General features: G+C 49.4%; 11 protein-coding genes. 4 read left to right on the top strand and 7 right to left on the bottom strand.

What is annotated here, in order from left to right; genetic code table 11:
- Positions 1–95: 95 nt before the first annotated feature.
- The 4 genes from AS151_RS00110 to AS151_RS00095 all read right to left on the bottom strand — a co-directional run bounded on the left by AS151_RS00110 (position 96) and on the right by AS151_RS00095 (position 4,943).
- Complete coding sequence (locus AS151_RS00110) at positions 96–1,256, bottom strand: DUF819 family protein (protein WP_071515043.1); 1,161 nt, start codon at positions 1,254–1,256, stop codon at positions 96–98.
- Between the two features lie 67 nt (positions 1,257–1,323).
- Positions 1,324–2,022 (bottom strand): phosphoribosylformylglycinamidine synthase subunit PurQ, encoded by a 699-nt coding sequence (gene purQ / locus AS151_RS00105; RefSeq protein WP_071515039.1) that lies wholly within the window; start codon positions 2,020–2,022, stop codon positions 1,324–1,326.
- Positions 2,019–2,291, bottom strand: a complete 273-nt coding sequence (gene purS, locus AS151_RS00100; protein ID WP_071515038.1) for a phosphoribosylformylglycinamidine synthase subunit PurS — start codon at positions 2,289–2,291, stop codon at positions 2,019–2,021. Before purS ends, purQ begins: the two co-directional genes overlap by 4 nt.
- A 111-nt stretch (positions 2,292–2,402) precedes the next feature.
- Positions 2,403–4,943 carry a PPC domain-containing protein gene (locus AS151_RS00095; RefSeq protein WP_071515037.1) on the bottom strand — a complete coding sequence of 847 codons (2,541 nt, stop codon included), beginning with the start codon at positions 4,941–4,943 and terminating at the stop codon, positions 2,403–2,405.
- A gap of 21 nt (positions 4,944–4,964) precedes the next feature.
- Here AS151_RS00095 and AS151_RS21785 point away from each other — a divergent pair, with 21 nt between their 5' ends.
- Together AS151_RS21785 and AS151_RS00085 are read left to right on the top strand one after the other, a co-directional pair.
- Positions 4,965–5,129: a hypothetical protein gene (locus AS151_RS21785; RefSeq protein ID WP_170861258.1), complete on the top strand. Its 165-nt coding sequence runs from the start codon at positions 4,965–4,967 to the stop codon at positions 5,127–5,129.
- 243 nt (positions 5,130–5,372) lie between these two features.
- Positions 5,373–6,992: a radical SAM protein gene (locus AS151_RS00085; protein ID WP_071515035.1), complete on the top strand. Its 1,620-nt coding sequence runs from the start codon at positions 5,373–5,375 to the stop codon at positions 6,990–6,992.
- On the opposite strand, the gene AS151_RS00080 is transcribed toward AS151_RS00085, so the two are convergent.
- Positions 6,989–7,540, bottom strand: a complete 552-nt coding sequence (locus AS151_RS00080) for a 2TM domain-containing protein (protein ID WP_071515034.1) — start codon at positions 7,538–7,540, stop codon at positions 6,989–6,991. The genes AS151_RS00085 and AS151_RS00080 overlap by 4 nt on opposite strands.
- Positions 7,541–7,829: 289 nt before the next feature.
- Here AS151_RS00080 and AS151_RS00075 point away from each other — a divergent pair, with 289 nt between their 5' ends.
- Positions 7,830–8,597: a TVP38/TMEM64 family protein gene (locus AS151_RS00075; protein ID WP_084639295.1), complete on the top strand. Its 768-nt coding sequence runs from the start codon at positions 7,830–7,832 to the stop codon at positions 8,595–8,597.
- Between the two features lie 84 nt (positions 8,598–8,681).
- Entirely contained in the window at positions 8,682–10,223 is a 1,542-nt protein-coding gene (locus AS151_RS00070; protein ID WP_071515033.1) for a mercuric reductase, read from the top strand.
- Positions 10,224–10,251: 28 nt separating this feature from the next.
- Here the strand turns inward: AS151_RS00070 and AS151_RS00065 are convergent, their stop codons facing one another.
- Together AS151_RS00065 and AS151_RS00060 are read right to left on the bottom strand one after the other, a co-directional pair.
- The gene (locus AS151_RS00065) at positions 10,252–10,581 is read right to left on the bottom strand and encodes a Mo-dependent nitrogenase C-terminal domain-containing protein (protein WP_084639294.1); all 330 of its coding nucleotides are present in this window, start codon (positions 10,579–10,581) and stop codon (positions 10,252–10,254) included.
- Positions 10,582–10,764: 183 nt separating this feature from the next.
- Entirely contained in the window at positions 10,765–13,419 is a 2,655-nt protein-coding gene (locus tag AS151_RS00060) for a chloride channel protein (protein WP_244532779.1), read from the bottom strand.
- Between the last annotated feature and the right edge of the window lie 178 nt (positions 13,420–13,597).

Raw genomic sequence — 13,597 nt, 5'->3', positions numbered from 1 at the left:
TTGATTTTGACGGCGGCTAAAGCCGCACGGGTCGCTTTTCATCCCTGCTTTAAAAAGTCAGGGCTTTCAAGCTCCTGACTCACAATCGTAAGAAACTAGAAAAATTGCCCCATGGTCCAGCCCAAACCATAGGCGATCGCGTGAGCGAGGGTACCGCATACAATGGCCGGCGTCACCAAACCGTACCAGCGGCGAGACCCAGCCATGGCTGCTGCCGTAGCCGCACCGCCGAGGGTGGCGTTAGAAGCGATCGCCATTTCATTCAACCCAATGCGAAACACCCGGCTAGCCAGCCAAACGCCGGCAAAATGGACCGCCAACACAAAAACCGCCACCACCAACCAAATGGCCTCGCCGTTGGTGACCGCCCAAATATTGGCTTTGGCACCGATGACAGCAAAAAATAGCTGCATGGCCATGGCCCCTAGGGCTTCGGAACCGTTAATGCTACCAAATATGCTGGAAAACAGGGTCACCAGGGGAACCGTTAGCAGCGCAACAATAAAAATGCCACCCTGGGACCATCCCAATGCCGTTGCTATAGCATAACCTGCCGCACAGAAAATAGCCCCCACCGCCAGGGCCAAACTCATATCCAACAGGCTAATGGGTTTTCCCTGGACCAATCCACCGGTAGCTAGCTTGCTAACGCCGCCGCCTCCCAAACCGGGATGAATGCTGGGCAGTTGGTCTTGAAACCAGCGAATTCCCGGTAAAAGAAATAGAAACAAAAAATAAAGGGCAAGGACTAGATGCACAGCTGCACTGCCGGCTTGCCAAAATTCGTCCGTGGTTTCTAGGGGAATTGCTTGGCTGAGGGAGGTTTGGTAAAAAGCATTGCCGGCGTACAGAGTGCCCAAAACAGCTGCTTTTTGCCATCCCCCCTCCCCCAGCAGCAACCCGGCGATCGCGACTCCAACCACCGTCGCGACCGCACCCGCCACCAAGGCGATTAGGGTGGGACCAATGGTTTTGAGGATGCGGCTAATATCGGCGTGAAACAGCAGCAAAGGAATGCCTAAGGGAACCAGATAAGAAACGATCGCTTCGTAGGGGGGAATGGTTTGGTCTGCATACAAGCCGCTGGGAATCACCAATAGGTTGGATAGCAGAAAAGCGATCGCCATGGTGATGCCAGGGGCAGAAATCTTCGTACCAATGGGAGTTTGTTCCGTCAGCAGCCCAAAAGCAGCTACTGACAGCAGGACCGCCCAAAGCAAAAAAGGTTGGTCGGGAGAAATAAGCGCCTCTACCATGAAATCTAGAAATGTCAGCAAAACGAATCGAATCGGGGCAATGGCCCCTATCCAAGGGAGAAGGAAACTAGACAGCAACGGGTTGCGACGCCAGCAAACCAGCAAACAGATCCATACCGTCGGTATTGCCTAACATGCCATCGGCAGCCCGTTCTGGATGCGGCATCATGCCCAATACGTTCCCTTGGGCGTTGCAGATACCGGCGATGTGGTGCAGGGAACCGTTGGGATTGCCGGTTTCCTCTAGCTGACCCGTACTGGTGCAGTAGCGAAAGAGAATTTGTTGGTTGTCTTCTAGCTGCGCCAGGGTATCTTTGTCAGCGTAGTAGCGACCTTCGCCGTGGGCAATGGGCAGTTGCAAAACTTGATGGGGTTGGTATGCTCGGGTCCAGGGGGTTTGGGTCGATTCCACACGAACGGGCACGCGATCGCAGATAAAATGCAAATCCCGATTGCGAATTAACACCCCCGGCAGCAATCCCACTTCCGTTAGAATTTGGAAACCGTTGCAGATACCGAGGAGGTATTTCCCCTGGTGGGCATGGTCGATAATTGCTGAAATAACTGGCGAAAAACGCGCAATGGCACCACAGCGCAAATAATCGCCGTAGCTAAATCCTCCCGGGAGGACGATCGCGTCTAAATCGGCAATGTCGGTTTCTTCGTGCCACACCATGCGGGTGGGTTGTTGCAGCAGACCTTGCGCGACCCACTGCACGTCGCGATCGCAGTTGGAACCGGGAAAAACCACAATGCCAAATTTCATGTGTTTGCCCCCGCCGCCACAGCTTCCACGTCAAAGTCGTAGTTTTCAATCACCGGATTGGCTAGCAAGCGATCGCACATGCTATTAACCATTTCTTCCGCTTGGGTTTGGTTTTCTGCCTGCAAGGTCAGTTCGATATACTTACCCATCCGTACCTGCTCGACTGTATTGTAGCCCATATTTTGCAATCCCGAGGCTACAGCTGTACCAGCAGGGTCCAAAACAGAAGGGCGCAGGGTAACGCGAATTTTCGCTTGATATTGAATCACAGGTTCTACCTTGAACTGTCGTCGGCTCGATCTGCTAGAAAGTCATTTTCATTGTACAGGCAGTAGGGACCATCGCGATCGCCGGTACCAAGGAAGCATGATTGCCAGCAATTACTCACCTGAAGAAAGGGTCAACGTATAGTCAATCTCTTCTCCAAAAACCCCCGGAAATACCCGAATAAAATACGTCCCCGCTTCTAAAGTTCGGCTAATTGAATCCGGTACCGTCGATGCATTCACAGATTCAGCAAGAATTTCCTCCCCTCCATCTAACTGTCCGTTTTCATTCAGGTCTTGAATTAACTGCAAATCCGGATCGCCACCCGAAATTTCATCGATGGTAGCCGTAATATTCGTACTAGCATCCACATCAAAACCAAAAACATCTGCATTATCGTTCGTACCTATGCTTTCTTGAACCACAATGGGTGCATCTGTTGCTGGACCTAAAGTACCTAGAAGTTCTGCATCGCTAATCGTGTTACCAGCATCTCCTCCCGTTTCGCCAACACCAGCAATGTTGAAGTTCAAATCGTAAGGCGTATTGGCATTTTCAAAGCGCCGTACCTGAATAAAATAAGTCCCGGTTTCCAGACTTGTGCTAATGGTTTCTGTTAATGTAGCTACACCAGCAGACTCACCAATAATTTCACCACTTTCCAATGTACCATTTTCGTTGAGATCTTGAATCAAACGCAAATCCGCATCAGCATTGAGATTGGATAGTTCTATGTTAATCTGACTGTCTTTGTTAATACGGAAGCTGTAAAAATCAACCGGATCGGCATCTCCCACAAAGTCGGAAAAGCTCTTTGGTGTTACCAGTAACCCAGTTTCAAAAGCGGTTGATAGATCGTTTCCTGGGTCTGCTGTTGGCGGTTGAGAAACGGACCCAGTCAGATTAATCGTGAGGTTGTAGTTGGTATTGCCACTTCCTTGAGCTACTTGTACGAAATAAGCTCCCGTTTCTAAATTGGCATCTACCCCTTCGCCCACTGCCCCAACATTAAGAGACTCCCGCAAGATTTCTGTTTGCTCGACAGCACCGTTGCCGTTAATATCTTGGATTAAGCGTAAGTCAGCATCTGCTGATAGCTCGGCAAGAGAAACACGCACGTTAGCAGGTTTGGCTAGCTCAAATCGATAGAAATCATTCGGATCGAGATCGCCCACAAATTCGCTAAAATTAATCGTTGTCACCAACTGACCCGCATTGCGAGCAGCAGGCAAACTATTGCCGGCAGTGTCGGGGGTAAAAGTAAGGGGTTCTGTAAACAGCGTTAAGTTATAGTTGCTATTGCCGCGAAACTGAGAAACGTTCATCAAATAAGTTCCCTGGGGCAATTCCCGGGTCAGCAGTTCTTGAGAAATGCCCCCTGCCGTGGAAGACCCCAAAATTTCACCGGTATCTACCGTACCGTTGTTGTTGGCATCTTGAATCAGTTGTAAATCCGCATCGGCGGTTAAATTATCCAAAACCAAACCTACACGGGAAGCCGTAGGTAGAGTAAATTGGTAAAAGTCTTGGGGGTCTTCATCGCCGACGAAATCATTTACCCTTTCAGGAACGCTAACAATCCCCAAGTCTTGGTCTTGGGCAATGGTGGTTCCCAGCAAAGTAGGAACTCGTTGAATTTGGGTGGGGGCAAAGGTGAGGCGATAGTTGGTATCCCCAGAAACGGAAAAAACGCGGACAATGTAGTCTTGACCGCCAGCAATGGTAGCGCTGAGGGTTTCGATATTGTTGGCACCCTGTTGGGAGGTGGCAATAATTTCGTTTTGGTTGGCAAGGCCGTTGTTATTGAAATCAGCAATTAACTGTACATCAGCGTCCCCTGTTAGTCCATCTAATGTGAGGTTAAACTGGTTGTCTTCGAGGTTGAACAGACCAGTGCGCGGAATGCTAAAGCGATAGTAATCGTCGCTATCGAAGGTGCCTACAGATTGATTGAAGGTACGGGGCGCTACCAGCACATCGGCGTCCAAAGCGGTGGGGATGCTGTTGCCCGGGTCTTCTGGAATTTTCGGTGGAGAGGCAATTCTGCCTTCGTTTTGACCGGTAACGATAAAGTGTTGGACGGCTTGCTCGAAGCTAAAATTCGCTTTCTTTAAATCAGGATTGCTCAATAAATAAAAGTTCGGATCCAAGGATTCGGAGGCAACTCTGCCTTGGTTAATGCCTTCTAGCTGATAGTGGTCTAAGGCTTGTCTGGTGGAAAATCCCTGTCTGAGCAGGTCTAAATTATTGCTTAAGTAAAAAACGGGGTCAAAAACCCCAGAGGCAGCACGTCCTTCGTCGATGCCAAAATCACGAAAATGATTGAATAGGACTTCTAAATTGTCGGATAGAGGGGCTAAATCGGGATTTTCTGCCAGGTAATAGTTAGGGTCGTAAACTTTGGAAAATCTACGTCCGTTGGCTACGCCGGCTGTTTGTAAGTGGTCGAACAGTTCCCGGTTGGTGTTGATGCCAGCTTGAATCAGGGTGGGGTTGCTGGCGCGGTACAGTTCCAAATCAACAAAAGGGGAAAATTGGCGACCTTGGTCGATGCCAATGCTGAAAAAGTGGTTGCGCAGTTGTTCGTCGCTTAACCCGGCAAGGTCGGGGTTGGCGGCGCGATAGAAGCTGGGGTTAAATAGTTGAACGGCCATAGCTATTTTTATTTACCTCGCATGATTGAAAGTTTTGCCAGTTGGTTGTTGGAAGGGGCGATCGCTGTACGGGGATGCTACGCTCGTACCAACGATAGTATAAGCCCTGTTGTTTCAGAAGGGTGCGATCGCTTGCTGGTTCCATCAGAATGCCCATTTCCCGGACGCCAATCGAACACCAGATAGCGAAAAACTTAAGTTCGTCATTATTTTTTGCCTTCAAATTCACCGAATAAATGCAACCCCAAAAAAATCTCAAAAAAACGATCCAACGATCTAAAAAACAGAAGGGAAAAACGATGGTTGCCAGGGGAAAATTTGCCACTTCCAGCCAGCCAGATTGCACCCTTGGCGAGCATTGCTTATAATAACACGTACGGCAAATACCAAAATCCCTGCCCACGATTTTTATTTCTCTTGTAATTTTGTATGACCGACCGTTCCCCATTTGCAGCCGAACGTCTCACCTTTACACCTACTGTCGCCGAAGCCGATGCCGTCAATCTCATCTATGCCTTTCCCAACGAGTACAGCGTAGGCATTACCAGTTTGGGATACCAAGTGGTTTGGTCGAGTTTGGCGGTCCGGGAAGATGTGGCGGTTAGCCGTTTGTTTACCGATATTGGGGAATCTTTGCCCAGCCAAACCGAACTGTTGGGATTTTCGCTTTCCTGGGAGTTGGATTACGCCAATATTTTCCAAATGCTAGCATCATTGGGGATTCCCCGACGCAGTTGCGATCGCGAAAACGAACATCCATTGGTTTTTGGTGGGGGTCCAGTTCTCACCGCCAATCCCGAACCGTTTGCGGATTTTTTCGATATCATTTTACTCGGGGATGGAGAAAATTTACTGGATAATTTTATTCAAGCTTATAAAGAAGTTCGGGACTTACCTAGAGAGCAAAAATTACGCCATTTAGCCAAAGTTGCGGGCATTTACGTTCCCAGTTTGTATCGGGTTCGCTACGTACAACCGGATGGGGAAATTGCCGGCATCGAGCCAATAGATAGCGAAATTCCTGCGACGGTTACCAAACAGACCTATCGAGGAAATACCCTATCGGTTTCTTCGGTGGTTACAGAAAAAGCGGCCTGGCCGGAAATTTATATGGTAGAAGTGGTACGTAGCTGTCCGGAAATGTGCCGTTTTTGTCTGGCGAGTTATTTAACCTTACCCTTCCGAACGCCCAGCGTAGAAACTTCTTTAATTCCCGCTATCGAACGGGGGGTTCGGTTTACCAATCGCATTGGTTTGTTGGGAGCATCAGTTACCCAGCATCCGGAATTTAACGAGCTTTTGGAATATTTAAACCAACCCAAATTTGACGATGTTCGCCTCAGCGTGGCCTCGGTTCGTACCAATACAGTTACGGAGAAATTTGCTAAGATTTTAGCCAATCGCGGTACCAAATCCCTGACCATTGCTGTGGAAAGTGGTAGCGATCGGGTGCGAGAAATAATTAACAAAAAACTGGAGAACGATGCTATTGTAGAAGCTGCCATCCACGCCCAAGCTGGCGGTTTGAAAGGGTTGAAACTGTACGGCATGGTCGGTATTCCCGGGGAACAACCGGAAGATATCGACGCCACCATTGCCATGATGAAAGAAGTGAAAAAAGCTGCCCCCGGATTGCGTTTGACGTTGGGATGTAGTACCTTCGTTCCCAAATCCCACACGCCGTTTCAGTGGTTTGGTGTGAACAAACAAGCCGACAAACGGTTGAAATATTTGCAAAAACACTTGCGACCAGCAGGCATTGATTTTCGACCGGAAAGTTATAATTGGTCGGTGATTCAAGCGTTGCTTTCTAGAGGCGATCGCCGTTTATCTTATTTGTTAGAAAATGTACGAGAATATGGAGATTCTCTAGGCAGCTACAAACGTGCCTTTAAGAAATTAAAAGGAACGCTGCCACCGCTAGATTTTTATGTTCGCGAACATTGGAGCAGCGATCGCATTTTACCCTGGGACCATTTAGCCGGTCCGCTACCCAAACAAACCCTTCAAAAACACGCCCAATTGGCGAGTGCAGTCGCGGTGGGTTAATTGGCGTCGTTGCTGGTATTTTGGGGATTGAGAAAGCGTTCTATAGCATTGCCTATAGATTGAATCGACTGACCGATTTGTTTTTTCAACCGCCATTTTTGATATTCCCGTTCGTATTCTTCCCCTTCTAAAGAAAAGGTTTTCCAAGCATTCCAGGTTAGAGAACCGCCCCAAATCAGAGCAATATAAAGCGACCAAGATAATTGATGGGACATTAAAAGATTCAAAGCAATCAAAAAACCATTGGCGATCGCATATTTCACCACATTGCTTTTAAACCTGCTGCGGCGATAGCGATCGAAATCCTGCCGCATTTGCAAATCTTTTTGTTTTTCAATCCAATCCGCTTCTGCCTTTTGCAGGGTTTCCAGGGAAATTCCCAACTCTGCGGCCATTTCCACCAACTCCTGGCGGGAAAATTGACCGCTATCATGTTGCCGCGCGATCGCCAATTGTAGAATTTGCTGTACGTCTTCTTGGTCGTAATACCCAGAAGAAGCAGAATCACTCGAAGGTGTTTGCGAAGTTTTGGGTAAATCTGTAGCCATCGGTACTCCCGGATCTATCTGCCATCCCTACAAAAATATTTTAGTCAAAGATTGCCCCTAAAAAGTTCTCACCAAGGGAACTTTGGCTTTTTTTTAGGACCTGGTTTCCATTGGTTGCCTAGTTTACCAATCCGTTATAGAGGCAAAACCAGAGATTTTGTTTGAACCTTCAGTCTTCTCTCAGAGATATTTCAGTTTCCGGCGTTTTACTAGAAACTAGAAGGATTTCACCCCAAGTCAATCCTTCTCCTACATGCTATCAAGGAGACAACCATCGTCGCTAAATACCATGACCCAACAACCCACCGAAACCAGAACCAGCAACACCAAAGCCAAAAAACTGCTAAAATTTGCAGGTATTGCTGCCGTAGCAGCACTATTGGTCGTCGGTCTTACCAAACTCAACTTGCAAGAATATCTCGTTAGCGCGCTGCAATGGATCGATCGTTTAGGACCTCTGGCTGCTGCCGTATTCATGGGCATTTATATTATAGCCACGGTCTTCTTCTTTCCCGCTTCCGTACTTACCCTGGGAGCAGGCATTTTATTTGGCGTCGCCATGGGGTCGGTCTACGTTTTTATAGCTGCCACCATTGGCGCTACCGCTGCTTTTCTTGTGGGTAGATACGTAGCCCGTGGCTGGGTAGAAAAGCAAATCCAAGGCAACCAGCGGTTTCAATCCATTGACGAAGCCGTTGCCAGAGAAGGGCTAAAAATAGTCTTGCTTACCCGCCTCTCGCCGATTTTCCCCTTTAATTTGCTCAACTACGCCTACGGTTTAACCAAAGTAAGCTTCAAAGATTACGTCATGGGCACGTTGGGCATTTTGCCCGGTACCATTATGTACGTTTATGTAGGTTCCCTAGTGAAAAATTTGGCAACCTTGGGGTCGCAGCAGGTAGATACGCCTTCTACCATTCAGTGGGCAATTCGCATCATTGGCTTTGTGGCGACTGTAGCCGTTACTGTCTACATTACCAAGATTGCCAAACAAGCCCTCAACAGCGAAATTAGCGCTCCGAATCCCAGGGAATCTGTTGATTCGAACAACAGCTAGCAAGGATAGCTCCCGGCTATTGCTTGCCCTATCCGCGATGAAAAATTTCCCACAACCAAAATATGATTGCTTGAGGTGTTCCTAATGTCTGCCGAAACCGAACCGATTACCGTACAGCCTTGGGATAGCTACAACCAGTGTTTGGTTTCCCAAGTTCATCCTCACGATTGGCTTAACCCCGAACCAGAACCGATTTACAACCTGGTTGTCATTGGTGCCGGCACCGCCGGTTTGGTGACTGCCGCTGGTGCTGCCGGTTTGGGGGCGAAAGTTGCCCTGGTGGAAAAACATCTCATGGGGGGTGACTGTCTCAATGTCGGCTGCGTACCTTCCAAATGCGTGATTCGTTCCGCCCGTACGGTCGCAGAAATTTACAATGCCCACAAATATGGGGTTGCTGCCGGCGCACCGGAAGTGGATTTTGCCGCTGTTATGGAACGGATGCGGAAATTGCGTGCTGACATCAGCAACAACGATTCGGCATCCCGCTTTCGAGATTTGGGCGTTGATGTGTTTTTGGGGGAAGGTCGTTTCGTCGATAGCAATACGGTGGAAGTGGGCGACAAGCAGCTTACATTCAAAAAAGCGGTCATTGCCACTGGTGCGAGGGCTGCACAGCCGTCGGTGCCTGGGTTGGCGGAAGCGGGCTACCTCACCAACGAAACCGTATTTTCCCTAACGGAACGCCCCAGACGCCTAGCGGTTATCGGGGGCGGTCCTATCGGTTGCGAGTTGGCACAGGCTTTTCACTATTTGGGATCGCAGGTAATTCTGCTGCACAAAAACGCTAACATTTTGGACCGGGAAGACCCGGATGCGGCCAGCATTTTACAACAAAAGTTTGTTTACGAGGGGATGCAACTGGCTTTGAATGCCAGACTGCAGCAAGTGGAAGTGAAAGATGGACAGAAAATTATCCACTATACGGCTGATGGGAAGCCCACTTCTGTCACGGTTGATGAGATTTTGGTGGGGGCAGGTCGCCAACCCAATATTGAAAGTTTGAATTTGGATGCGGTGGGGGTTCGCTACCATCCCCGGCGCGGGGTGATGGTGAACGATAATCTACGAACTGCGAATCCCAATATTTATGCGGCTGGCGATGTGTGCATGAAGTGGAAGTTTACCCATGCTGCTGATGCTGCCGCGCGGATTGTAATTAAGAATACTTTGTTTTCGCCGTTTGGGTTGGGGCAGCAAAAGCTGAGTTCGCTGACCATGCCCTGGTGTACGTATACCCTGCCGGAGGTGGCTCATGTGGGGTTGTACGAACGGGAGGCTAAGGAGAAAGGAATGGATGTGGATACGTTTTACGTGTCTATGTCGGATGTGGATCGGGCGATCGCTGATGGAGATGAAGAAGGATTTGTGAAAATCCATGTTAGCAAGGGTAGCGATCGCATTGTGGGTGCCACCATTGTTGCTCCCAATGCGGGAGATATGGTGAGCGAACTGACCGTAGCTATGGTGGGGAAAGTGGGACTCAAAACCATTTCCCGTGCTATTCATCCCTATCCCACCCAAGCAGAAGCGATCAAGAAAGCAGCTGATGCTTACAAGCGTACGTTATTGACGCCGAGAGTTTTCAATTTGTTTTCCCAATGGATGAAATGGCAGCGCCGTTGAGGATGGTTCGAGGGTGCCATGTTTGCTTTTAGATCGAAACATCTTCTCCACATTCTTCTACCAAGTAGCACAAAGCCCGAAAACGCAGGCAGATAAGTTCTTCGTACAGGGGGTTTAGTTTGCATAAAGGGGGAATGCGAATCAGGGTTCGTCCGGCGATTTGAATATCTCGCGCAAACGGACACTGAGCGGGAATCATCTGGCAGATCGAGCGGGCAAGTTCGGGGGTATTGATTTCTAAGTTTTCTAGCCATTGGCGGATTGGTTGCAGGGGACGAATCTGGGTGGGGATGGCTAGAAATTTGTTTGAGATGTAGGGTTGGGGGGATTGGTGGGTTTCTCTATTTGCTAGGTACATGGTACAACAGTGGCGTTTCAATTTCTTCTATTCTTTAGCGTATTCATAATTTGGAAGAATGGCAATAGCTTTTCTATATAAACATATTTTATCAAATATTAGGCGGGCTTACGTTTCTGAATTTTCCTGACTTTTTTTTATTTCTACTTGTTGGCGTTGGGTCTGATGGCCAAGTTCTAGCCTTCAATCGCACTTGCGTACGACGATCGTAGTACAGCGACATCCAGAAGCGATTGCTGCGGGGATATTGCCTTTAATCGCCTGTTGCAACATACCTTCGCGACTGGCACCGAGCAAAACCACATCGTAAGCGTTATTATTGGCAATTTTAATTACCGCATCGGCTACAGAAGTACCGGGAACGCTAGCCGCAGCCACCGTAGATGTAGCCGACTTATTTTGAAATGTCTTTAATGCTTTTAAATAGGCAGACGCTTCCTGAGCGGCTAGAGGTCGCTGCCTATCTTCTGGGTTCCACCCTGAGCCCGCCGCCGGATCGAAAATCTGGCAAAGACGAATATAGGGATGGTTGCTAAAGGTGAGCAAAGCCGGTAGCAACTCCAAAGCTGCTTTGGAATTGACACCACCACGCACGGGCACCAACCAGCGATTGAACAGCAGGGGTGTAGTAAAATTGTTCTGCTCACCAGTGGCTAGCGTTTTGAAAGACCCCTTATTCGCAAACAACCCGGAAACCAACACCACATCGCAAGGAGCTTGCTGCAGCAGAATATCCACCGCATTGCCAAATAACCGCCCGGGGGTTACTGTATTGCCCTTCCATCCAATAAGTAGGATATCTATATGACGCTCCTTGATGGTTTCTAAAATTGCGTGGGAAACGCGATTGGCGATGCGGATTTGCGTGTGTACGGAAATTTCCCACTTTTCACCTATGGCAGTGGCTTGGTTGACCAACTGCTTACCTGGTTCTATATCAACCGCTGTTTCCATCGGTGAGTTATGGGAAGGAATGCGAATCACATGCAGACATTCTAATTCGTATTCCCGCTCTCGCGCGATCGCTGCTGCCATGTGCAACAAACCACTGGCTGTCTCGGGATTGGCAAGGGGTACCAAAATGCGACCGCGGCCGGTGGCAGGGGCACGGGTTTGGTAGACTTTGTAAGAAGGTTCTAATTTGCCTTCCAGGGAAACTTCTTGGCTCACATATTCCGACTCGGCACGAATAATATCGCTGCGGGTGATAATGCCCACCAAGCGACGCCCCTCGGTAACTGGTAGGCGGCTGACGCGGTAGCGCGTGAGCAGGTATAGCACTTCCTGCAAAGTATCCGTTGGTGTAACGGTGAGGGGATGGGGGGTCATGATATCACTTACTTTCAGATGTGGGGCGGTATAGCGTTCTGCTAGGTCGCTTTGGGTGAGGATGCCTACCAGTTGGCCGTTTTCCACCACCGGCAATCCCCGATGGCGCGATCGCGAAAAGATTTCTGCCACCCGGTCTAAGGTCATATCGCTGGGGAGAGTTTCCACACGCCGCTGCATGACATCCCGTGCCCGCAGTTGAGTGAGCAAGTTGTTGGTAGCCAGCCGCCGCGATCGCCGCCGGTAGCCTTTTAGTTCTAAAATGCGATCGTAGAGGGATTCTGTGGTCATGCGTTCTGCCACCAAGTAAGCCACCACCGACCCAATCATCAAAGGCAGAACCACATTAAAATCGGTGGTAATTTCAAAAACAATTGTTACCGCAGCAATGGGGGTTTTGGAAACAGCACAGAAAAAAGTGCCCATCCCTGCTAGGGCGTATGTGATGGGTGAAGCGACGCCCAACCACTCCATTTGAAAAACCCCGACCATATAGCCCAAAGCCGCTCCCACAACTAAGGAAGGAGCAAACAATCCCCCCGGCGCTCCAGAACTGGCGACCAAAATGGTAAGCAAAAAGTGGGTAAAAAATGCGATCGCGGCGGTGGAGACGCTGGCTTCGCCGGTGACGATCATTTCTCGCAAACCAGTATTGTTCCAAAATAGCGGCGGTAACATGCTGACGATCGCACCGCAAGCAAATCCCGCGATCGCCATAGCTTGGGGCAAACTCCAATGCAACACTTTATTGGTAAACGTAAGACCGCCCAAAACGCCCCTTTGGAAAAAACTGCCCAATACCCCCGCCAGCAATCCCAAAAATAAGTAAAAAGGAATTTCCACCGCCGAAAAACTGGTACTCGGCTGGGCGGTCATCTCCAAATTCAAATCAATGCCGTCTCCCCCTAACAAACGAGAAACCACAGCCCCCACAAAAGAAGCCAAAATCGCCGGTCCCAAGGTGAGGCTGGATAAGTCCTGTAAAAGTTCTTCTACAACAAATAAAACCCCAGCAATCGGGGCATTAAATCCCGCCGCCAAACCAGCCGCTGCTCCCGCTGCAATTAACTGACGGCGATAATCTGGCGACGTGGGAATCCAACGACTCAGCCAAGCCGCCAGGGCAGCCCCCACTTGGACGGTAGGACCTTGCCTGCCCAAGGGAAATCCCGCCGCCAGGGTCACCGTCGTCGATGCCAGCTTCACCAACGCCACCCGACCGTCGAGGGCAATGGGAATTCCATTCAGTGCTGCTTTGACCTGGGGAACCCCTGTACCGCTGGTTTCTTGGGCAAACTGCTGCACCAACCAACCAGCCAGCCATCCTCCCAAGCCGCCGACCAGGGGTAAAATTAGCCAAGCGCCCCATCCTTCAGAAGCTTGCAGTCGAAAGCTTCCCAGCCAGCCAGTTCCTTGCTTGAGAAATACTGCCGCCAGTCCGGAGATGACGCCAATAATGCAAGCTTCAATCAGCGCTAAACGTTTTGGTTTGATCCATGTAGATGGCACCCAGAACGTGGCGATTCGTTTTCCTAGGTTCTTCGCAAACCCGTTCAGCAGTTTGCGACCGTATTGCTCCAATTGCAAATAACGCCACATATAGCAGGATCTAGTAAAGTAAGGTTAGTTGAAGGTGAGGGCATAGGCGCGTGGGAGATGGGGAGATTTAGGAAATAAATTGATTGTT

This window comes from Geitlerinema sp. PCC 9228, from assembly GCF_001870905.1.
Lineage (GTDB): Bacteria > Cyanobacteriota > Cyanobacteriia > Cyanobacteriales > PCC-9228 > PCC-9228.
The sequence above is the reverse complement of the archived record's forward strand: the minus strand, read 5'-3'. Positions and strand labels throughout refer to the sequence as shown.